This is a genomic window from Enterobacter sp. 22499 (assembly GCF_052044815.1).
Taxonomy (GTDB): domain Bacteria; phylum Pseudomonadota; class Gammaproteobacteria; order Enterobacterales; family Enterobacteriaceae; genus Enterobacter; species Enterobacter bugandensis.
Genome location: NZ_JBQENR010000010.1, coordinates 1 through 19,357 on the forward strand (window position 1 = coordinate 1; position 19,357 = coordinate 19,357).

The 19,357-nt window shown below is 57.3% G+C and carries 20 protein-coding genes; 17 read left to right on the plus strand and 3 right to left on the minus strand.

Annotated features, from left to right (window positions below; genetic code table 11):
• Positions 1-465 precede the first annotated feature (465 nt).
• A complete protein-coding gene (locus tag ACTJI7_RS21310; RefSeq protein ID WP_440670976.1) occupies positions 466-1,419 on the plus strand; it encodes a nickel/cobalt transporter in 954 nt (317 codons plus the stop codon).
• Between the two features lie 34 nt (positions 1,420-1,453).
• Here the strand turns inward: ACTJI7_RS21310 and proP are convergent, their stop codons facing one another.
• Complete coding sequence (gene proP / locus ACTJI7_RS21315) at positions 1,454-2,956, minus strand: glycine betaine/L-proline transporter ProP (RefSeq protein WP_028015221.1); 1,503 nt, start codon at positions 2,954-2,956, stop codon at positions 1,454-1,456.
• A 649-nt stretch (positions 2,957-3,605) separates the two neighbouring features.
• Here proP and kdgT point away from each other — a divergent pair.
• Positions 3,606-4,598, plus strand: a complete 993-nt coding sequence (gene kdgT / locus ACTJI7_RS21320; protein ID WP_049137606.1) for a 2-keto-3-deoxygluconate transporter — start codon at positions 3,606-3,608, stop codon at positions 4,596-4,598.
• A 55-nt stretch (positions 4,599-4,653) separates the two neighbouring features.
• On the opposite strand, the gene ACTJI7_RS21325 is transcribed toward kdgT, so the two are convergent.
• Both ACTJI7_RS21325 and crfC read right to left on the minus strand, forming a co-directional pair.
• Complete coding sequence (locus ACTJI7_RS21325; RefSeq protein ID WP_028015219.1) at positions 4,654-5,529, minus strand: diguanylate cyclase regulator RdcB family protein; 876 nt, start codon at positions 5,527-5,529, stop codon at positions 4,654-4,656.
• On the minus strand, positions 5,526-7,880 hold the full coding sequence (crfC, locus tag ACTJI7_RS21330) for a clamp-binding protein CrfC (protein WP_192979156.1): 2,355 nt from the start codon (positions 7,878-7,880) through the stop codon (positions 5,526-5,528). Before crfC ends, ACTJI7_RS21325 begins: the two co-directional genes overlap by 4 nt.
• A gap of 593 nt (positions 7,881-8,473) precedes the next feature.
• Here crfC and ACTJI7_RS21335 point away from each other — a divergent pair.
• From ACTJI7_RS21335 to phnO, 15 genes are all read left to right on the plus strand, one after another.
• Positions 8,474-8,809, plus strand: coding sequence for a zinc ribbon domain-containing protein YjdM (locus tag ACTJI7_RS21335; protein WP_047366881.1), 336 nt, complete (start codon positions 8,474-8,476; stop codon positions 8,807-8,809).
• Between the two features lie 81 nt (positions 8,810-8,890).
• The gene (gene yjdN, locus ACTJI7_RS21340; RefSeq protein WP_028015216.1) at positions 8,891-9,328 is read left to right on the plus strand and encodes a VOC family metalloprotein YjdN; all 438 of its coding nucleotides are present in this window, start codon (positions 8,891-8,893) and stop codon (positions 9,326-9,328) included.
• Positions 9,329-9,464: 136 nt separating this feature from the next.
• Positions 9,465-10,253, plus strand: a complete 789-nt coding sequence (phnC, locus tag ACTJI7_RS21345; RefSeq protein ID WP_047366880.1) for a phosphonate ABC transporter ATP-binding protein — start codon at positions 9,465-9,467, stop codon at positions 10,251-10,253.
• Positions 10,254-10,276: 23 nt separating this feature from the next.
• Positions 10,277-11,293, plus strand: a complete 1,017-nt coding sequence (phnD, locus tag ACTJI7_RS21350) for a phosphonate ABC transporter substrate-binding protein (protein WP_047366879.1) — start codon at positions 10,277-10,279, stop codon at positions 11,291-11,293.
• 51 nt (positions 11,294-11,344) lie between these two features.
• Positions 11,345-12,124 (plus strand): phosphonate ABC transporter, permease protein PhnE, encoded by a 780-nt coding sequence (phnE, locus tag ACTJI7_RS21355; protein WP_028015213.1) that lies wholly within the window; start codon positions 11,345-11,347, stop codon positions 12,122-12,124.
• Positions 12,125-12,144: 20 nt separating this feature from the next.
• Complete coding sequence (phnF, locus tag ACTJI7_RS21360; protein WP_047366878.1) at positions 12,145-12,870, plus strand: phosphonate metabolism transcriptional regulator PhnF; 726 nt, start codon at positions 12,145-12,147, stop codon at positions 12,868-12,870.
• Positions 12,871-13,323 carry a phosphonate C-P lyase system protein PhnG gene (gene phnG, locus ACTJI7_RS21365; protein ID WP_028015211.1) on the plus strand — a complete coding sequence of 151 codons (453 nt, stop codon included), beginning with the start codon at positions 12,871-12,873 and terminating at the stop codon, positions 13,321-13,323. It begins immediately after the preceding gene.
• Positions 13,320-13,904, plus strand: a complete 585-nt coding sequence (phnH, locus tag ACTJI7_RS21370; protein ID WP_045630769.1) for a phosphonate C-P lyase system protein PhnH — start codon at positions 13,320-13,322, stop codon at positions 13,902-13,904. The genes phnG and phnH overlap by 4 nt, the downstream gene beginning before the upstream one ends.
• The gene (locus ACTJI7_RS21375) at positions 13,904-14,968 is read left to right on the plus strand and encodes a carbon-phosphorus lyase complex subunit PhnI (protein ID WP_047366877.1); all 1,065 of its coding nucleotides are present in this window, start codon (positions 13,904-13,906) and stop codon (positions 14,966-14,968) included. The genes phnH and ACTJI7_RS21375 overlap by 1 nt, the downstream gene beginning before the upstream one ends.
• Entirely contained in the window at positions 14,961-15,806 is an 846-nt protein-coding gene (gene phnJ / locus ACTJI7_RS21380; protein ID WP_041911512.1) for an alpha-D-ribose 1-methylphosphonate 5-phosphate C-P-lyase PhnJ, read from the plus strand. The genes ACTJI7_RS21375 and phnJ overlap by 8 nt, the downstream gene beginning before the upstream one ends.
• The gene (phnK, locus tag ACTJI7_RS21385; RefSeq protein WP_045261067.1) at positions 15,803-16,558 is read left to right on the plus strand and encodes a phosphonate C-P lyase system protein PhnK; all 756 of its coding nucleotides are present in this window, start codon (positions 15,803-15,805) and stop codon (positions 16,556-16,558) included. Before phnJ ends, phnK begins: the two co-directional genes overlap by 4 nt.
• A 9-nt stretch (positions 16,559-16,567) precedes the next feature.
• Entirely contained in the window at positions 16,568-17,248 is a 681-nt protein-coding gene (gene phnL / locus ACTJI7_RS21390; RefSeq protein WP_047366876.1) for a phosphonate C-P lyase system protein PhnL, read from the plus strand.
• Positions 17,245-18,381: an alpha-D-ribose 1-methylphosphonate 5-triphosphate diphosphatase gene (phnM, locus tag ACTJI7_RS21395; protein WP_047366875.1), complete on the plus strand. Its 1,137-nt coding sequence runs from the start codon at positions 17,245-17,247 to the stop codon at positions 18,379-18,381. Before phnL ends, phnM begins: the two co-directional genes overlap by 4 nt.
• A complete protein-coding gene (gene phnN, locus ACTJI7_RS21400) occupies positions 18,378-18,929 on the plus strand; it encodes a ribose 1,5-bisphosphokinase (protein ID WP_120247327.1) in 552 nt (183 codons plus the stop codon). Before phnM ends, phnN begins: the two co-directional genes overlap by 4 nt.
• Entirely contained in the window at positions 18,922-19,356 is a 435-nt protein-coding gene (gene phnO, locus ACTJI7_RS21405) for an aminoalkylphosphonate N-acetyltransferase (RefSeq protein ID WP_047366873.1), read from the plus strand. The genes phnN and phnO overlap by 8 nt, the downstream gene beginning before the upstream one ends.
• The last annotated feature ends 1 nt before the right edge of the window (position 19,357 follow it).

Below are 19,357 nucleotides of genomic sequence, written 5' to 3' on the forward strand. Positions count from 1 at the left end.
ATGAATTACGTATGTTCACTCAGAGACTTGGTATTCATTTTTCGTCTTGCGACGTTAAGAATCCATGTCACTTTGAGTGCCCACACAGATTGTCTGATAAATTGTTAAAGAGCAGTGCAACGCGGCTTTCGCTCACCGTTGCGAGGTGGCGTATATTACGCTTTCCTCTTTCAGAGTCAACCCGTTATTTCAGGATTTTTTCTCTTCAACCGACCGGGTTAACTGTGAAGTGATTCACATCCGCCGTGTCGATGGAGGCGCATTATAGGGAGTTCTCCGCAGCCCGCAACAGAAAAGTTGCAAAAAAATGACTGACTGATGCATTCCCCAGCAAAACCCCGCCTTATACCCTTTTACGCACAGACTTATCCACAATTACAGCAAGATCCTGATGCGATCCTGCGAACTGAAAGAGAAGATCAACTATACTAGCGGCAAATATTCTTCTCCGCAGAGCTCCCCCTGATGAATACACAACGCCTGCCTCGCGACTGGCGCCTCCCTACGGCCGGATTGATGCTGCTGGCCATCCTCTTCGCCACTTTTACGCTGCATACGCACTGGAACGCCTTTATTCAGTGGTGCCTTGCCACGCAGATTACGCTGCACCGTTATCTGGTGATGTATCTCCTGCAGCTTAATAACAACCAGTACAGCGGTGGATTATGGCTCTTAACAGGCGCTTTCTTTTATGGCGTCCTTCACGCCATCGGGCCGGGGCACGGGAAGTTCATCGTGACAACCTACCTGAGCACAAATAAGGAGAGCGAACTGGCCGCACGCACCGTTCCCTTTCTTGGCAGCCTGATGCAGGGCGTCAGCGCCATTCTGTTTGTCTTTATTCTGGCAGTAGGATTTAACCTCGCGTCAGGGGATATCAGCACCAGCCGCTGGTATGTCGAGAAGATAAGCGCCGTGCTGATTGGCGCATTTGGTGCTTTCATCATTTACCAGGCGCTGAAAAGCCTGCGGCCTCAAAGAATAAGGATCTCAGCCATCACTCCCCTTCATCAGCACGATGAACACTGTGGCTGTGGTCATCACGGCGTGGGCGCAGATCTGACACAAGGTGAATGGAAAACACGTCTGGGCGTCATTCTGGCGATTGGCGCACGTCCGTGCAGCGGTGCAATCATGATTCTGATGTTTTCGAACGCGCTGGGCATTGTCACCTGGGGAATGGCGGCCGTTATGACCATGTCTTTAGGAACGGCACTCTCTATTATGGGGCTATCATTGGCGGTTCGTTATGCCCGTGAACGCACGGTGGCATGGTTCGGGGGAGATAGCGCGTTCAGATGGCTGGTGCCGGCAGTTAAAATTGCCGGAGGTATCATCCTGATCCTGTTCGCGACCGTCCTGTTCCTGACCGTCATCCCCATTAGCGCCAACGGCGACTACATCGCCGCCGGATGCTAATAAAAGAAAACCCGCCGTTGGCGGGTTTCTTTTATTACTCGTTAATGCGGGGATGTTGATCAACAAGACGGGAGCGTTTCTTCTGCAGCTCTTCAATCTCTGCGTCGATATCCTCAATTTTCTGCTCAACGTTATCGTAGTGCTCGCGCAGGATTTCTTTCGCTTCCTGAATATCAGATGCCGCAGGCGTCGCCCCTTTCAGAGGACGGTTCGCCGTCTCCTTCATGGTCAGGCCGGTCGCCAGGCCGACTACCGCAATAACCATCAGGTAGTAGGCTGGCATCATCAGGTTCTGCGTGCTTTCCACCAGAGAGGCGGCAAGCGTAGGCGTCAGGCCGGCAATCAGAACGGAGATGTTGAACGCCGCCGCCAGCGCACTATAACGAATGTGCGTCGGGAACATCGCAGGTAATGTGGATGCCATCACCCCGATAAAGCAGTTCAGGATCACCGCCAGCATCAGCAGACCCGCGAAAATCAGACCCAGCACGTTACTGTTGATCAGAATAAACGCCGGGATCGCCAGCGCGAACAGCGCTACGCTACCCAGGATGATAAACGGTCGACGGCCAAAGCGGTCGCTCAGCAGACCCATAATCGGCTGTACAAACAGCATACCCACCATGATGGCGATAATAATCAGTACGCCGTGATCTTCCGAGTAGTGCAGGTTATGCGACAGATAGCTCGGCATGTAGGTCAGCAGCATGTAGTAAGTGACGTTGGTGGAAATCACCAGACCAATACAGGTCAGCAGGCTGCGCCAGTGCTTTGTCGCGATCTCTTTAAAGGACACTTTCGGGCCGTCCTGCAGCCCTTCGCGGTCGCCCTGCTCCAGTTTATCAACGTGCTGCTGGAACGCAGGTGTCTCTTCCAGCGCATGTCGCAGGTAAAGACCGATGATACCCAGTGGGAGCGCGATAAAGAACGGGATACGCCAGCCCCAGTCGAGGAAGTTCTCCTCACCGACCACGGTTGAAATCAGAACCACGACGCCCGCACCCATCACAAACCCGGCAATCGAACCGAAGTCCAGCCAGCTGCCCATGAAGCCGCGCTTACGGTCAGGGGAATACTCCGCGACGAAGATCGACGCCCCGGTATACTCGCCCCCGACAGAGAAGCCCTGCGCCATCTTACAGAGCAACAGCAGAATAGGTGCCCAGATGCCGATCGTGGCATAGGACGGTATTAGGCCGATACAGAACGTACTGATCGACATAATGACAATGGTGATAGCGAGTATTTTCTGGCGACCGTATTTGTCACCGAGCATACCGAAGAACAGACCACCCAGCGGGCGGATCAGGAAAGGAACGGAGAATGTACCCAGCGCGGCAATCATCTGCAGGCTTGGGTCAGCACCGGGGAAGAACACTTTACCTAATGCATAGGCAACAAAGCCGTAGACACCGAAATCGAACCATTCCATCGCATTACCGAGCGAGGCGGCGGTGATCGCTTTACGCAGTTTAGCGTCATCAATAATGGTGACGTCGCGAAGCGTAATGGGTTTAACCTTTTTCCTTCTTAGCATAGCTTTCCTCGTAGACTTAGCCCTGTCCGTTCCACAGCCAACTCGCACTCTGTGAACCTGAGATCCGCTCCGTGCGAACCTCCATCTTCAAGCGTAGCAGGTTTACTTACATTGACGTTTACCGTCGATACAACCGAACCTGTTGACGCCTGTCTGGGCAGTTAATGACCTTTTTACCCTACCAGCGTTTATATTTGTGATCAACTTCACACATATATTTATATTGCGTCAGGTGAAGACAGTTTTTGTCAACTACCGCAAATAAGTACTTTCTCAACCTTACAGAGCCCTCATTTTCGCCCTCATCCTTTTTCTTTTCCCAACAGAATAAAAAGCCATATTTTTTACAAGAGATTTACATAAATTTTCAGCTCTCACAACGCGCCGTAAAGTTTACATTCAATATGTGATGAAGATAACTAAAACACCGTTTTATTTTCATTGAATCAATATTCCATCGATCGCATGATAATTCCTGAAACATAGCGACGCATGTTTTCTGATGAGAGAAAACGAGAGCGCTGACTGAATTTCGGTGCAGGGTTATCACAAACCAATCATCAAGAGCACCCTTCATCAAATTGAATTTATTGATTTTTTTATTCGCACCTGCCGCTCACCATGAGAGGCGAAATTGTGAGGGTTAGAGATGAAGATTAAAGCCACGATAGAACGCATACCGGGTGGTATGATGCTGGTGCCGCTGGTACTCGGTGCTATTCTGAATACATTAGCACCTGAAACCGGGGCTTATTTTGGTGGTTTCACAAAGGGGATGATTACGGGTACCGTTCCCATCCTGGCGGTCTGGTTCTTTTGTATCGGCGCATCCATTAATTTGCGGGCAACCGGTACCGTATTACGCAAATCCGGAACGCTGGTGATAACCAAAATAGCGGTTGCCTGGGTGGTCGCAATGATATGCGCGATGTTCATTCCTGAAAATGGAATTCAGACCGGTTTCTTCGCCGGGTTATCTGTCCTGGCGATTGTCTCGGCGATGGACATGACCAACGGCGGGCTGTATGCCAGCCTGATGAACCAGTACGGAACGAAAGAGGAGTCCGGCGCGTTTGTTTTGATGTCTCTGGAGTCCGGCCCGCTCATGACGATGTTGATCCTGGGGTCCGCTGGCCTGGCTTCTTTTGAGCCCCATCATTTTGTCGGCGCGATCCTGCCATTCCTGATCGGCTTCGCGCTGGGCAATCTGGATCACGATCTGCGTGATTTCTTCAGCAAAGCCACGCCGGTGCTGATCCCATTCTTTGGCTTTGCGCTGGGTAACACCATCAACCTGAACGTGATTCTTGATACGGGACTGCTGGGGATTGTGCTGGGTGTCGCGGTTATCATCATCACCGGGATTCCGCTGATCGTTGCTGACCGCGTAATCGGGGGAGGAAACGGCACGGCGGGCGTCGCCGCCTCTTCAGCCGCAGGCGCTGCCGTTGCAAACCCGGTGATTATCGCCCAGATTAACCCGGCCTTCGAACCGGTGGCCGCGTCCGCGACGGCACTGGTTGCCGCCAGCGTGATTGTCACCGCAATCCTGGTGCCCATCATCACGGCGCTATACGCGAAACGCTACGGAAATGTGCAAGAGATCCCGCCTGAACCGAAACCGATAGAAATGAATCACTAACACACCGCGCCAGCCATCCTCTCTCCCCTGGGGGGAGAGGGTCAGGATGAGGGGTTCAACCAAAAATCTCTTCCACCATTGCATCCACCAGCCGTTTTGCCGAACACAGCCTCGGCATACCCAGCGCGACGGTCTGCCAGTTTTGCGTCACTGACCAACTCACCGGGTGTATATCCGCCTGACACCAGTCGCCCAGCCAGCCCAGCATGTCTTTGTGATCGATTAAACCCGCCGAAGCGGGTGTGGTCAGCCATTGATGATAGAAATGGCGCGTTGTGGGAGACGCATTGATGCCCTGCGCGAGGTAGTTGGCGGCCATGCTGCGTAAATTATCCTTGAGCATGGCCGACACATCGTTGTTCGCCAGACGGCAGGCATCGCCAAATGCTCCCCAGCGCAGCTCTTCCAGAACAATGAAGCAGCGCCCGGCCAAAGACCAGCCATCATAGTGACCGGCTCGCCAGCGGGTGAAAATTTGTTCACTGTGCTCGCCCGCCTGTACCGTCAGTCCACGCTGGGTCAGCGCCTTTTCTTTATAGGCGGCACGTTGGGTAAAATGAGAGGAGAGCTCCGCATACTGTTCAAGCAGGCCGGGAGATGGCTGAGCGCGCAGGTGAGCCTGCTGGCACAGTGCAGTCAGTTTATCGGCCATCAGCGTCAGCGCAAGATGGCCCGGATCCAACATGCCGGCGAGTTTTTCCGCCAGCCCCAGGCGCAGGGCCGCGTTCTCGTTAAGCATTCCCGCCATCGCCCAGGGCCGTAACCGGGTATGCGTCATGATCTCCTGAGTCAAACGTTCACGAAACTGCAGCTGCTGCGGCCCCAGATGGGGATGGCGCGCCGCGTCCACGCCCTGCACAAGATCGACCATAAACCTGGGATGAATACACTCCAGCGTCCGCCCGGGACCGTCCAGTAGCTGTGTTGTCATGGTTGCTCTGCTGCGAATAGAGTTTGAATGTCATCGCGTAACAGTCGGGTATCTTCCTGAATCCACGTCGCAGTCGTAATGCTTTGCTTCAACAGCTGGCTGAGCGCTCGGGTTGAATGCTCATTTTGTTGACGCACTGCGAGGCTATCACGCAAGCTTTCCTGTAACCCGGTCAGGCATAACGAAAATTCTGCAAAGAACGTCGCCATTCCGGCCGTAACAGAGACATCGACCTGCGCGGATAAAGCTTTACGTATTTGTTCACAAAACTGATCAATATGTTGCTTAAATTTGTCATGCAGTTGCGCAATGTCGATAACATAGTGCGTGCGCGTGACCACATACTCATCCCAGCCCCAGCCCGGATTATTGAGCCAACGCGAAACGGTTTCACGCATACTGCTCCCGGCGGAAAGTTGACCTGCCGGGCGGTTATCCTGTGCAATGGCATCGTTAAACAGTGCCCGCGTATTGAAGTCAAGCTGGTTTGCCTGAAAAGCCGGGAAGCTGATCCGCGCCCGGAAGCCGGCATGGCTCAGATGCTCTTTTATACGCGTTTCAATGGGACGGATAGCGTCATTCAGCGAGCGCGCCAGCGTAGATTCCAGCTGATCGAAGCGTAACGCCAGCTCCCGGGCGATTTTTGCCTGCGCATCCAGCATGATGAGTTCACAGGAGGAGCGAATTTTACTCAGGACGATCTGCGCCTGACCTTCATCATCCAGAACCAGCGGTTCCCGCTCTTGCAGTTTGTCACTGCGGCGATTCAGCCGCTCAATGCCTGCCAAATCAAGAATATTTTGAGGGCTGAACACATGGCCCACTGCCTGATGAAGCGCCGATTTTTCGGCCTCCATAAAGTCCGCGGTCGCGTTCAGCGCCTGGTCAACTTCATGTTTCACCTCATCGCTCACCGCGCTCTGGCGCGTCTGCAGCAGCGCCATATCCTCTTCAAGACGCGCGATGTTCAGTTCCAGCCCCTCAAAGGCCACCGTCAGCCCCTGATAGCGGAAGTCGAGATACTCCCGGGCATTTTGCGCGTAGTTGAGCAGCTTATGCGAGGCCGAGCGCAGCGCGAATAGCGAGGCATTGGCATAGGCGGCGTAAATCAGTTTGCGTATCGGCTGTTCAAACAGCGAATCTTCCCAGAGCAAATCGGCTGCGTGACGGATATGGTTTATATCGTCCAGGTCCGCCGAACGCCAGCGGCGTCCGAGTGCGGCTTCGGCAAAATCCTGCACCCAGGGCTGCTCCTGATGATCCGGCAGGCGTCCACGGGCATTCATCTCGTTGCGGGCGCGGTTTGCCAGATACGCCCACATAGAGGAAACAGGGTAGATCTGGCCAGGCGAAATAGTGCCTTTCATTAAGGTACCGGAGATCATCGCCCTGACCTGCTCTTCATCGTCGCTATTGCGATCCTTCTGGTCGAATTTATTCACCAGCGCATACAGAGGCACTGATTTCCCCGCAACCGAAATAGCCTGACGGACCTCTTCATCAGATATAGATTTAAGCTGGGTATAATCCATCACCGCCAGCACCGCCGACGCGCGGGCTAGCTGTTCGCTAAGCATTTTTTGCAGATGCGGTTGTCCGGCCTCATTGGGGCCGGGAGTATCGAGCAGCGTCAGTTGCCCGAGGTGGGCATCAAGACCCGCAAGATGCACGAACTCCACTTCAATCACCGGAATATGTTCGATGGCCGCGTATTCGGAGAAAGGAAACGCCACGCCCAGCGCCTGGGAGAGCCTTACCAGATCATTAAGACTTTTCAGGCAATGAAATATTGGCTGCGCCCCGAGATGATGCTTTTCAAAGGCCTCACCTTTCTCAATACGCTCCAGCAGCGTATTCATGTCCTTATCAATTTCCAGTTGCAGAGCCAGCTTGCCGCGATCGTAATCGCCAAGCTTTTTCTGCAGCAGGTGAATCAAATCATCAATAGGAGAGACATGCGAGAAGTGGAGCACCGGTTCTTTCTGGCCTGGCGTATGACGGATCAGCGTAGGCAGCGCCGTCATTGGGCGGTTGCGGTTCGGCAACACTTCGGTACCCACAATGGCATTAATGGTGGTCGATTTCCCCGCTTTCATCGTGCCAACGATAGCCAGAACCATTTCCAGACGTGTTATTTTGCGTAATTCATTATTCAGCGTTGCCTGCTGCGCTTCGACACCTCGCGCACTAAAATGCAAAGGCAGCACGTTGTTCTTTTCACCTGTAATAGCAGCCGTCGTGCTCTCCAGCTTCGCTGTGGGCATTGATTTCAGGGTATCGAGATTTTGCAGGGCAAGCTGTAACAAACGCTCAGCTTCCTGACTTAATTCAAAAATGGTCTGTGTGTGCATGATAAAAGCCTTTCCTTAACGCAAATTTATTACTTTTATTAAGCCACTTGTATTAATTATGATGTTCAGGCTTATATGATCACGTGTGGAAAACATGTTCACCAAAATATAACTAATTGAAGATAATCAGAAATAAATGGCTATCCCTGCATGGCGTGTAAAGCTCTCCTCAAGGCCTGAAAGCCAAAAGATAAAAAGCCTGGCCCATTTTAAGAAGCTTCAGGATATATCATCATTATTTACCCACCTAAAAAGAGAGGGATAGGCCGCCAACATAAGAAATGCATGGCAGTAAAGTTCGAAGATAAATAACAATGCGTTGCTTCACCTTATCCGAAATGAAGGTGCGTAGCAATTTGCCGCAATAAAATATTCGATATATTTAGCGACTTCTCTTTCCACCGTGTTAATGACGTTAGCATCGCTTAGCTGACTGACAGTAAGTGTCACTCGCAACACATTTTCTGCGTTTTTTAAATTCACAATAGCACCGACAAAAGTGTGGATTTGCGTTATACTTGCCGCCTTTTTCGGCACTCTGCCGTCATTTAGCTGGCACTTTCCAGCGCGTTAACACTTTTGAGGATACCGACATGCAACTCCCACACTGCCCAAAATGCAATTCTGAATACACCTACGAAGATAATGGCATGTTCATCTGCCCGGAATGTGCACACGAATGGAATGATGCCGAGCCAGCGCAGGACGCTGATGCACTGATCGTCAAAGATGCCAACGGTAATCTGCTGGCGGATGGCGACAGCGTCACCGTGGTGAAAGATCTTAAGGTGAAAGGCAGCTCTTCCATGCTGAAGATCGGCACCAAAGTGAAGAATATCCGTCTGGTGGAAGGCGATCATAATATCGATTGCAAAATTGACGGCTTCGGTCCGATGAAACTGAAATCTGAGTTCGTGAAAAAGAACTGATTTAACCCGCCCGGTAGCGCTTCGCTTACCGGGCTTTCGGGAACTACACTTAACGGGCTTTTCTTACGTGAGGTAAAGATTATGCCGTTAAGTCCCTACATCTCTTTTGCCGGCAACTGTGCAGAGGCTACCGCCTTCTATCAGCAGGCCGTCGGCGCAGAACTCCTCTATAAAATCACCTTCGGCGAAATGCCAAAAAGCGATAACAGCGAAGAAGGCTGTCCGTCCGGCATGCAGTTTCCGGATTCGGCTATCGCTCACTCCAACGTTCGCATTGCGGGCAGCGATATCATGATGAGCGACGGGCTGCCGCCGGGCAGCAGCGCACAATACGCGGGCTTCACGCTGGTGCTCGACACGCAGGATGTGTCAGAAGGCAAGCGCTGGTTCGACAACCTTGCCGATGGCGGGAATATCGACATGGCCTGGCAGGAAACCTTCTGGGCGCACGGCTTCGGTAAGGTCACCGACAAGTACGGCGTGCCGTGGATGATTAACGTCGTTAAGCAGCAGCACTAATTTTCGGGCGGTGGGCGGTCTGCCTCCGCCTGTCATCAAACTCCCCTCAACTCTTCAAACTCCCGCAACCTGCACTTAACCCAAATGTCATATTGATGCGCCAGCATGAGGCCACATTTATCGTGAGGCCCAGCACATGCACACTGTTATCCGCGTCGAGAAACTGAGCAAGACCTTCAATCACAACAAGGCGCTGCATGCCGTTGATCTGACCGTCCAGCAGGGCGAAATGGTGGCGCTGCTGGGGCCGTCAGGTTCAGGAAAATCCACCCTTCTGCGTCACTTAAGCGGCCTTATTACCTGCGATAAAACGCCGGAAAGCCGCGTCGAGCTGCTGGGTAACACCGTGCAGCATGCAGGCCGTCTGGCGAGCGATATTCGCGAAAGCCGCGCCCGGACGGGCTACATCTTTCAGCAGTTCAACCTGGTGAACCGCCTGACGGTGCTGGAGAACGTGCTGATTGGCGCGCTCGGCAGCACCCCGTTCTGGCGCACCTGCCTGCGCTGGTTCTCCCCATCACAGAAGCAGGAAGCCTTACAGGCGCTGACCCGCGTCGGCATGGCGCACTTCGCCCACCAGCGCGTGTCCACGCTGTCCGGCGGGCAGCAGCAGCGCGTCGCTATCGCCCGCGCCCTGATGCAGAAAGCCAAAATCATTCTCGCCGATGAGCCCATCGCCTCGTTGGATCCGGAGTCGGCCCGCATCGTGATGGAAACCCTGCGCGACATCAACCAGAACGACGGCATCACCGTGGTGGTGACGCTGCATCAGGTGGATTACGCCCTGCGCTACTGCGAGCGCATCGTCGCCCTGCGTCAGGGCCACGTGTTCTTCGATGGCGCCAGCCATCAGTTTGATAACGAACGTTTTGACCATCTCTACCGCAGCGTAAACCGCGTCGAAGAACGCGCGCAGGCTGCTTAACGTCCCGATAACGAGGAATGGAAATGAACTACAAAGCCGTTGCCGCGCTGGCCTTCACCAGCATGTTCAGCATCAGCACCCTGTTAAGCCCGGCGTACGCCGAAGAGCAGGAAAAAGCGTTGAACTTTGGCATCATTTCAACGGAATCACAGCAAAACCTGAAGCCGCAGTGGGAACCGTTCCTGAAAGATATGGAAACCAAACTGGGGATCAAAGTGAACGCCTTCTTCGCCCCGGACTACGCGGGCATCATCCAGGGGATGCGCTTTAACAAAGTGGACATCGCCTGGTACGGCAACCTTTCCGCCATGGAAGCGGTGGACCGCGCCAACGGTCAGGTCTTTGCCCAGACCGTTGCGGCAGATGGTTCTCCAGGATACTGGAGCGTGCTGATCGTCAACAAAGACAGCCCGATCAACAACCTCAACGACATGATCGCCAAACGCAAAGATCTGACCTTTGGCAACGGCGATCCGAACTCCACCTCCGGCTTCCTCGTCCCTGGCTACTACGTCTTCGCGAAAAACAACATCTCCGCCAGCGACTTTAAGCGCACCGTCAACGCCAGCCACGAAACCAACGCGCTGGCCGTGGCGAACAAGCAGGTGGACGTTGCCACCAACAACACCGAAAACCTCGACAAGCTGAAAACCTCCGCGCCGGACAAGCTGAAAGCGCTGAAGGTCATCTGGAAATCCCCGCTGATCCCCGGCGACCCGATCGTCTGGCGCAAAAACCTCTCCGAAAGCACCAAGGACAAGGTCTACGACTTCTTTATGAACTACGGCAAAACGCCGGAAGAGAAAGCGGTTCTGGAACGTCTGGGCTGGGCACCGTTCCGCGCGTCCAGCGATCTGCAGCTGGTCCCGATTCGCCAGCTGGCGCTGTTTAAGCAAATGCAGGCCGTGAAGGACAACAAAGGGCTGAAGGAAGAGGAGAAGACCAGCAAAGTCTCTGAAATCCAGGCCCAGCTGGAAGACCTCGACCGCCTGACCGCCGCGCTGGGTGCGATGACGAGCGTGAATAAAGCGGTGCAGTAACACAAGTCCCCTCTCCCTTGGGGGAGAGGGAGAACAGATTAAGGAGCCAACATGCAAACCATCACCCTCCCGCCGCCGAAGCGCAGCTGGTTCTCGCTCATAAGCTGGGCCATCCTGCTGGCGGTACTCGTTATCTCCTGGAAGGGCGCGGAGATGGATCCGCTGCTGCTCTTCAAAGATTCCGGCAACATGGCGACCTTCGCCGCCGACTTCTTCCCGCCGGATTTCAGCCAGTGGCAGGACTACCTCAGCGAAATGGCGATCACCCTGCAAATCGCCGTCTGGGGCACCGCCCTCGCCGTCGTTCTCTCCATTCCGTTCGGCCTGATGAGCGCCGAGAACATCGTACCGTGGTGGGTTTACCAGCCGATGCGTCGCCTGATGGACGCCTGTCGCGCCATCAACGAAATGGTCTTTGCGATGCTGTTCGTGGTCGCCGTTGGCCTGGGTCCGTTCGCCGGCGTGATGGCACTGTTCATCCACACCACCGGCGTGCTCTCCAAGCTGCTCTCGGAAGCGGTCGAAGCCATCGAGCCCGGCCCGGTGGAAGGTATTCGCGCAACCGGCGCCAACAAAATCGAAGAGATCCTCTACGGCGTCCTGCCGCAGGTGATGCCGCTGCTGATCTCCTACTCGCTGTACCGCTTCGAGTCCAACGTTCGCTCCGCCACCGTAGTCGGTATGGTGGGCGCAGGCGGGATTGGCGTCACCCTGTGGGAAGCGATTCGCGGTTTCCAGTTCCAGCAAACCTGCGCCCTGATGGTGCTCATCATCGTCACCGTCAGCCTGCTGGATTTCCTCTCTCAACGCTTGCGTAAGCACTTCATCTGATTAGCGAGGCTTTGATTGGTATGCACTTATCCAGACATCCGACCAGTTACCCTACCCGCTGGCAAGAGATTGCGGCCAGGCTCGAAGTGGAGCTGCGCACGCATTACCGCTGCGGTGACTACCTGCCCGCCGAGCAGCAGCTTGCCGACCGCTACGAAGTGAACCGCCATACCCTGCGCCGCGCCATTGACCAGCTGGTGGAGCGCGGCTGGGTCCAGCGCCGTCAGGGCGTCGGCGTGCTGGTGCTGATGCGCCCGTTTGACTACCCACTCAACGCCCAGGCGCGTTTTAGCCAGAACCTGCTGGATCAGGGTAGCCATCCGACCAGCGAAAAGCTGCTCTCGGTACTGCGCCCGGCCTCCCGCCACGTGGCGGACGCGCTCGGGATTCAGGAGGGTGACAACGTCGTACACCTGCGTACGTTGCGCCGGGTCAACGGCGTGGCGGTCTGCCAGATTGACCACTACTTCGCGGACCTGGCCCTCTGGCCCGTGCTGCAACATTTCGCCAGCGGTTCCCTGCATGATTTCCTTCAGGACGCGACGGGTATCGCGCTCAAACGCACCCAGACGCGCATCAGCGCCCGCCGCGCGCAGGCGAAAGAGAGCAAGGTGCTGGAGATCCCCAATATGGCCCCGCTGCTCTGCGTGCGCACCCTCAACCACCGTGACGGCGAGATTAACGCGACGGAATACTCCGTCAGCCTGACCCGCGCCGACATGATTGAATTCACCATGGAGCACTGAATGCACTTCGACACCTCCACCCGACAGCGCTGGATGCGCGTGCTGGCCCATAGCCAGCCTGCTGCGCTGGCCGCCCGCATGAACGCACTCGGCCTGACGCCGGACTACGACACGATCCGCGCGCCGGAGATCGGCCTGGTGCAGATCCAGGCACGCATGGGCGGCACCGGCGAGCGCTTCTTCGCCGGCGATGCCACCCTCACCCGCGCGGCTATCCGCCTTAACAGCGGCACGCTGGGTTATAGCTACGTACTTGGGCGAGACAAAACGCACGCCGAGCGCTGCGCGGTGATCGACGCGCTTTTACAGGAACACCCGCATTTCCAGACGTTAATGGAAACCCTTATTGCCCCGCTGGAAGCCGACCGCGCCGCACGCCTTGCCGCGCGTCAGGCCGAAGTGAACACCAGCCGGGTCGACTTCTTTACGCTCGTTCGCGGAGACAACGCATGACGCTTCAACCTGCTTTTACCCTGGCCGTCCAGGATGCCCAACAGAGTTTCCGTCGCCTGCTGAAGGCCATGAGCGAGCCGGGGGTGATTGTCTCCTTGCACCAGCTCTCGCAGGGCTGGCTGCCGCTGAACCTCGCCTCCACCAGCGTGCTGCTGACGCTGGCGGACAACGACACCCCGGTATGGCTGTCAGGCGCATTGCTGAACGATATCGCCAGCCAGAACCTGCGCTTTCACACCAGCGCGCCGCTGGTCGATCAGCCCCAGCAGGCGGTCTTTGCCGTCGCCGACGAACAGATCAGCCATGAACAGCTTAACGCCCTGAGCGAAGGCAGCGCCGTCGCACCGGAAACCAGCGCCACGCTGATTTTGCAGGTCTCCAGCCTGAGCGGTGGCCGCATGCTTCGCCTGACGGGCGCAGGCATCGCCGACGAGCGGATGGTCGCGCCTCAGCTACCGGAGTGCATCATCCATGAGCTGACCGAGCGCCCGCACCCGTTCCCGCTCGGCATTGACCTGATCCTGACCTGCGGCGAGCGCCTGCTGGCAATCCCGCGGACTACCCACGTGGAGGTGTGCTGATGTACGTAGCCGTCAAAGGAGGCGAAAAGGCGATCGCAGCCGCCCATGCGCTGCAGGCGCGCAGACGACGGGGCAATGAAAAGCTTCCCGAGCTGAGCGTCGCCCAGATTGAGCAACAGCTTAACCTCGCGGTTGACCGCGTGATGACCGAGGGCGGCGTTGCTGACCGCGAGCTTGCAGCGCTGGCGCTGAAGCAGGCCAGCGGCGATAACGTGGAAGCCATCTTCCTGCTGCGTGCCTGGCGCACCACCGTTCCCCGTCTGGCAGTCAGCGAGCCGGTGAACACGGCGGAAATGCGCCTGGAGCGCCGAATCTCTGCCGTTTATAAAGACATTCCCGGCGGCCAGCTGCTTGGCCCGACTTACGACTACACCCATCGTCTGCTGGACTTCACGCTGCTGGCGAACGGCGAAGCCCCAACGCTCAGCACTTCAGACGTCGAACAGGAACCGTCTCCGCACGTCTTCAGCCTGCTGGCAAACCAGGGGCTGGCGAAAGCGGAAGAAGACACTGGCGCCACGCCGGACGACGTCACCCGCACGCCGCCGGTCTACCCGTGCTCACGCTCGTCCCGCCTGCAACAGCTGATGCGCGGCGACGAAGGGTATCTGCTGGCGCTGGCCTACTCCACACAGCGCGGCTACGGGCGCAACCACCCGTTCGCGGCAGAGATCCGCAGCGGCTATCTCGACGTCGAAATCGTGCCGGAAGAGCTGGGTTTTGCGGTGAACGTCGGCGAACTGCTGATGACCGAGTGCGAAATGGTCAACGGTTTCGTCGCGCCAGAGAATGAAGACCCGCATTTTACCCGCGGCTACGGGCTGGTGTTTGGCCTCGGCGAGCGCAAGGCGATGGCGATGGCGCTGGTTGACCGCGCCCTGCAGGCGCCGGACTACGGCGAGCACATTGCCGGCCCGGCGCAGGACGAAGAGTTCGTGCTGGCCCACGCGGACAACGTCGAGGCCGCAGGCTTTGTCTCGCACCTCAAGCTGCCGCACTACGTCGATTTCCAGGCCGAACTGGAACTGCTGAAACGCCTGCAACGGGAGCGCGCCAATGGCTAACTTAAGCGGCTACAACTTTGCCTATCTGGATGAGCAAACTAAACGCATGATCCGCCGCGCCATTTTAAAAGCGGTGGCTATTCCGGGCTATCAGGTGCCGTTTGGTGGCCGTGAAATGCCGATGCCGTACGGCTGGGGCACGGGCGGCATTCAGATCACCGCCAGCGTGATTGGCGAAGCGGACGTGCTGAAGGTTATCGACCAGGGCGCGGACGATACCACCAACGCCGTGTCGATCCGCAACTTCTTTAAGCGCGTGACGGGCGTCAACACCACCGAAAAAACCGAAGACGCGACGCTGATCCAGACCCGCCACCGCATTCCGGAGACTCCGCTGACGGAAGATCAGATTCTGATTTTCCAGGTGCCGATCCCGGAGCCGCTGCGCTTTATCGAGCCGCGCGAAACCGAGACCCGCACCATGCACGCGCTGGAAGAGTACGGGATCATGCAGGTCAAACTGTATGAAGACATCGCCCGCTTCGGCCATATCGCCACCACCTACGCCTACCCGGTGAAGGTCAACGGGCGCTACGTCATGGACCCGTCGCCGATCCCAAAATTCGATAACCCGAAGATGGACATGATGCCTGCCCTGCAACTCTTTGGTGCCGGACGTGAAAAACGCATCTACGCGGTACCGCCGTATACGCGTGTCGAAAGCCTGGATTTCGACGATCACCCGTTTACGGTGCAGGAGTGGGACGAGCCGTGCGCCATCTGCGGATCCAAACACAGCTATCTCGATGAAGTGGTGCTGGACGATACGGGCAAACGGATGTTTGTCTGCTCCGACACCGATTACTGCCGCCAACAGAGCGAGGCGAACGGCCAATGAAACCGCTGCTTTCGGTTAATAACCTGACCCACCTTTATGCGCCGGGAAAAGGCTTCAGCGACGTGTCGTTCGAGCTGTGGCCGGGCGAAGTGCTGGGCATTGTCGGCGAGTCCGGCTCCGGCAAAACCACCCTGCTGAAGTCCATCTCCGCGCGCCTGACGCCGCAACACGGCGAGATCCTGTATCAGGGACGCTCCCTCTACGACATAAGCGAGGCCGAGCGCCGTCGCCTGCTGCGCACCGAGTGGGGCGTGGTGCATCAGCACCCGATGGACGGCCTGCGCCGTCAGGTGTCGGCGGGAGGCAATATCGGCGAACGGCTGATGGCCACCGGCGCGCGCCACTACGGCAACATCCGCGCCACCGCACAGCACTGGCTGGAGGAGGTGGAGATCCCCGCCTCGCGCATTGACGACCTGCCAACCACCTTTTCCGGCGGTATGCAGCAGCGTTTGCAAATTGCCCGCAATCTGGTCACCCATCCAAAGCTGGTGTTTATGGATGAACCCACCGGCGGGCTGGACGTCTCCGTGCAGGCCCGCCTGCTCGACCTGCTGCGCGGCCTGGTGGTGGAGCTGAACCTGGCGGTGGTGATTGTCACCCACGATCTGGGCGTTGCGCGCCTGCTGGCGGACCGCCTGCTGGTGATGAAGCAGGGTCAGGTGGTGGAAAGTGGGCTGACCGACCGCGTGCTCGACGACCCGCATCATCCATACACCCAGCTGCTGGTGTCCTCGGTATTACAGAATTGAGAGGCCAACATGATCCACGTTGAAAATGTCAGTAAGACCTTTGTGCTCCACCAGCAAAATGGCGTACGCCTGCCGGTGCTGCAAAACGCCTCGTTAGAGGTGAGTCAGGGTGAATGCGTGGTGCTGCACGGCCACTCCGGCAGCGGTAAATCGACCCTGCTGCGCTCCCTGTACGCCAACTATTTACCGGACGAAGGCCACATCCACATCCGCCATAACGAAGAGTGGGTCGATCTGGTTCAGGCCCCGGCGCGCAAGGTGCTGGAAGTGCGCCGCTCAACGATCGGCTGGGTCAGCCAGTTCCTGCGGGTGATCCCGCGGATCTCCGCCCTGGACGTGGTGATGCAGCCCCTGCTGGATCTCGGCGTGCCGCGCGAAACCTGCGCCGCCAGGGCCGCCAGCCTGCTGACGCGCCTCAACGTGCCGGAGCGCCTGTGGCACCTCGCCCCGTCGACCTTTTCCGGCGGCGAGCAGCAGCGCGTGAATATCGCGCGCGGGTTTATCGTCGACTATCCGATTTTACTGCTGGATGAACCCACCGCCTCGCTCGACGCTAAAAACAGCGCAGCGGTGATAGCGCTGATCGAACAGGCCAAAGCGCGCGGGGCGGCGATCGTCGGGATCTTCCACGACGACGCCGTCCGCAATCGCGTGGCGGACAGGCTGCACCCGATGGGGACAAACGCATGATTATCAATAATGTCAGGCTGGTGCTGGAAAATGAGGTCGTGAAGGGTTCGGTTGAAATCCAGGACGGCGTCATCCGCGCCTTTGCCGAAACCCAAAGCCGTTCTCCTGAAGCGATGGACGGCGACGGCGGCTGGCTGCTGCCGGGGCTGATTGAGCTGCATACCGATAATCTGGATAAATTCTTCACCCCGCGCCCGAAGGTGGACTGGCCCGCCCATTCGGCGATGAGCAGCCACGACGCGCTGATGGTCGCCAGCGGCATCACCACGGTGCTGGACGCGGTGGCGATCGGCGACGTGCGCGACGGCGGCGATCGTCTGGAAAATCTGGAGAAGATGATCAACGCCGTGGAGGAGACGCAAAAGCGCGGCCTCAACCGCGCCGAGCACCGCCTGCACCTGCGCTGCGAGCTGCCGCACCACACCACCCTGCCGCTGTTTGAAAAGCTGGTCGGACGCGAGCCGGTGTCGCTGGTCTCCCTGATGGATCACTCCCCGGGGCAGCGCCAGTTCGCCAACATTGAAAAGTACCGTGAATACTATCAGGGCAAATACTCGCTCAACGACGCGGAGATGGCGCGCTACGAAGAAGAGCAGCTGGAGCTTGCGGCACAATGGTCGCAGCCGAACCGTCTCTCCATTGCCGCGATGTGTCGGGACCGGAATATCGCGCTGGCCAGCCATGACGACGCCACGCACGATCACGTGCGCGAATCCCATCAACTAGGCAGCGTGATCGCCGAATTTCCCACCACGTTCGAAGCGGCTGAAGCCTCCCGCAAACACGGCATGAACGTGCTGATGGGCGCGCCGAACATCGTGCGCGGCGGATCGCACTCCGGCAACGTGGCGGCAAGCAAACTCGCTTCCCTCGGCCTGCTGGATATCCTCTCGTCTGACTACTACCCCGCCAGCCTGCTGGACGCGGCCTTCCGCGTTGCAGACGACGAGGACAACCGCTTTACGCTGCCGCAGGCGATTCGACTGGTGACGAAAAACCCGGCCAGCGCGCTCAACCTTCACGACCGCGGTGAGATTGCCGAAGGCAAACGGGCAGACCTGGTGCTGGCGCACCGCAAGGGCGAGCACGTTCATATCGACCACGTCTGGCGTCAGGGAAAAAGGGTGTTCTGATGGGAAGACTCATCTGGTTAATGGGCCCGTCCGGCTCGGGAAAAGACAGCCTGCTGTCGGCGTTACGGCAGCGGGAACATTCACAGCTGCTGGTGGCGCACCGCTACATTACCCGCGCGGCGAACGCTGGCAGTGAAAACCATATCGCCCTGAGCGAGCAGGAGTTTTTTACCCGCGCCGGGCAAAATCTGCTGGCGCTGAGCTGGCACGCGAACGGCTTTTATTACGGCGTCGGCATCGAGATCGACCTCTGGCTGCACGCGGGCTTCGACGTGCTGGTTAACGGCTCGCGCGCGCATCTGCCGCAGGCAAAAGCCCGGTACGAAGCGGCGCTGCTGCCGGTCTGTTTGCAGGTTTCTCCGGATATTCTGCGCAACCGCCTGCAAAGCCGGGGGCGCGAAAATGCGCGTGAGATCGACCAGCGGCTGGAACGTGCGGCGCGCTACACCCCGTCGGGCTGTCACGTCCTCAATAATGACGGAAGTTTGCTACAGTCAGTCGAGACCTTTTTATCGCTTATTCGCCAGAAGGAGAGACAGCATGCCTGACTGCCAGCTTCGCCCCGCCACCGCCGACGATGCACAAATTGTTTACGCCCTGATCTGTGAACTGAAGCAGGCAGAGTTCGATCACCAGACGTTTCACGCCGGATTTCTGGCCAACCTTCAGGATCACAACATGCGCTACCAGCTTGCCGAGCTGGACGGACAGGTCGTCGGCATGATCGGTCTGCACATGCAGTTTCACCTGCACCATGCCCGCTGGATCGGCGAGATCCAGGAGCTGGTGGTGATGCCGCAGGCGCGCGGGTTAAAGATTGGCAGCCAGTTACTGGCATGGGCAGAAGACGTTGCGAGGCAGGCCGGTGCCGAGCTAACGGAGCTCTCCACCAGCGTGAAGCGCACGGACGCCCACCGCTTTTACGTTCGTGAGGGATATACGCAGAGCCATTTTCGCTTCACCAAACCGCTGTAGA

Coding starts and splice junctions, on each gene's coding strand:
- ACTJI7_RS21310 (WP_440670976.1), top strand. CDS start 466: ATGAATACACAACGCCTGCCTCGCGACTGGCGCCTCCCTACGGCCGGA.
- proP (WP_028015221.1), bottom strand. CDS start 2,956: ATGCTAAGAAGGAAAAAGGTTAAACCCATTACGCTTCGCGACGTCACC.
- kdgT (WP_049137606.1), top strand. CDS start 3,606: ATGAAGATTAAAGCCACGATAGAACGCATACCGGGTGGTATGATGCTG.
- ACTJI7_RS21325 (WP_028015219.1), bottom strand. CDS start 5,529: ATGACAACACAGCTACTGGACGGTCCCGGGCGGACGCTGGAGTGTATT.
- crfC (WP_192979156.1), bottom strand. CDS start 7,880: ATGCACACACAGACCATTTTTGAATTAAGTCAGGAAGCTGAGCGTTTG.
- ACTJI7_RS21335 (WP_047366881.1), top strand. CDS start 8,474: ATGCAACTCCCACACTGCCCAAAATGCAATTCTGAATACACCTACGAA.
- yjdN (WP_028015216.1), top strand. CDS start 8,891: ATGCCGTTAAGTCCCTACATCTCTTTTGCCGGCAACTGTGCAGAGGCT.
- phnC (WP_047366880.1), top strand. CDS start 9,465: ATGCACACTGTTATCCGCGTCGAGAAACTGAGCAAGACCTTCAATCAC.
- phnD (WP_047366879.1), top strand. CDS start 10,277: ATGAACTACAAAGCCGTTGCCGCGCTGGCCTTCACCAGCATGTTCAGC.
- phnE (WP_028015213.1), top strand. CDS start 11,345: ATGCAAACCATCACCCTCCCGCCGCCGAAGCGCAGCTGGTTCTCGCTC.
- phnF (WP_047366878.1), top strand. CDS start 12,145: ATGCACTTATCCAGACATCCGACCAGTTACCCTACCCGCTGGCAAGAG.
- phnG (WP_028015211.1), top strand. CDS start 12,871: ATGCACTTCGACACCTCCACCCGACAGCGCTGGATGCGCGTGCTGGCC.
- phnH (WP_045630769.1), top strand. CDS start 13,320: ATGACGCTTCAACCTGCTTTTACCCTGGCCGTCCAGGATGCCCAACAG.
- ACTJI7_RS21375 (WP_047366877.1), top strand. CDS start 13,904: ATGTACGTAGCCGTCAAAGGAGGCGAAAAGGCGATCGCAGCCGCCCAT.
- phnJ (WP_041911512.1), top strand. CDS start 14,961: ATGGCTAACTTAAGCGGCTACAACTTTGCCTATCTGGATGAGCAAACT.
- phnK (WP_045261067.1), top strand. CDS start 15,803: ATGAAACCGCTGCTTTCGGTTAATAACCTGACCCACCTTTATGCGCCG.
- phnL (WP_047366876.1), top strand. CDS start 16,568: ATGATCCACGTTGAAAATGTCAGTAAGACCTTTGTGCTCCACCAGCAA.
- phnM (WP_047366875.1), top strand. CDS start 17,245: ATGATTATCAATAATGTCAGGCTGGTGCTGGAAAATGAGGTCGTGAAG.
- phnO (WP_047366873.1), top strand. CDS start 18,922: ATGCCTGACTGCCAGCTTCGCCCCGCCACCGCCGACGATGCACAAATT.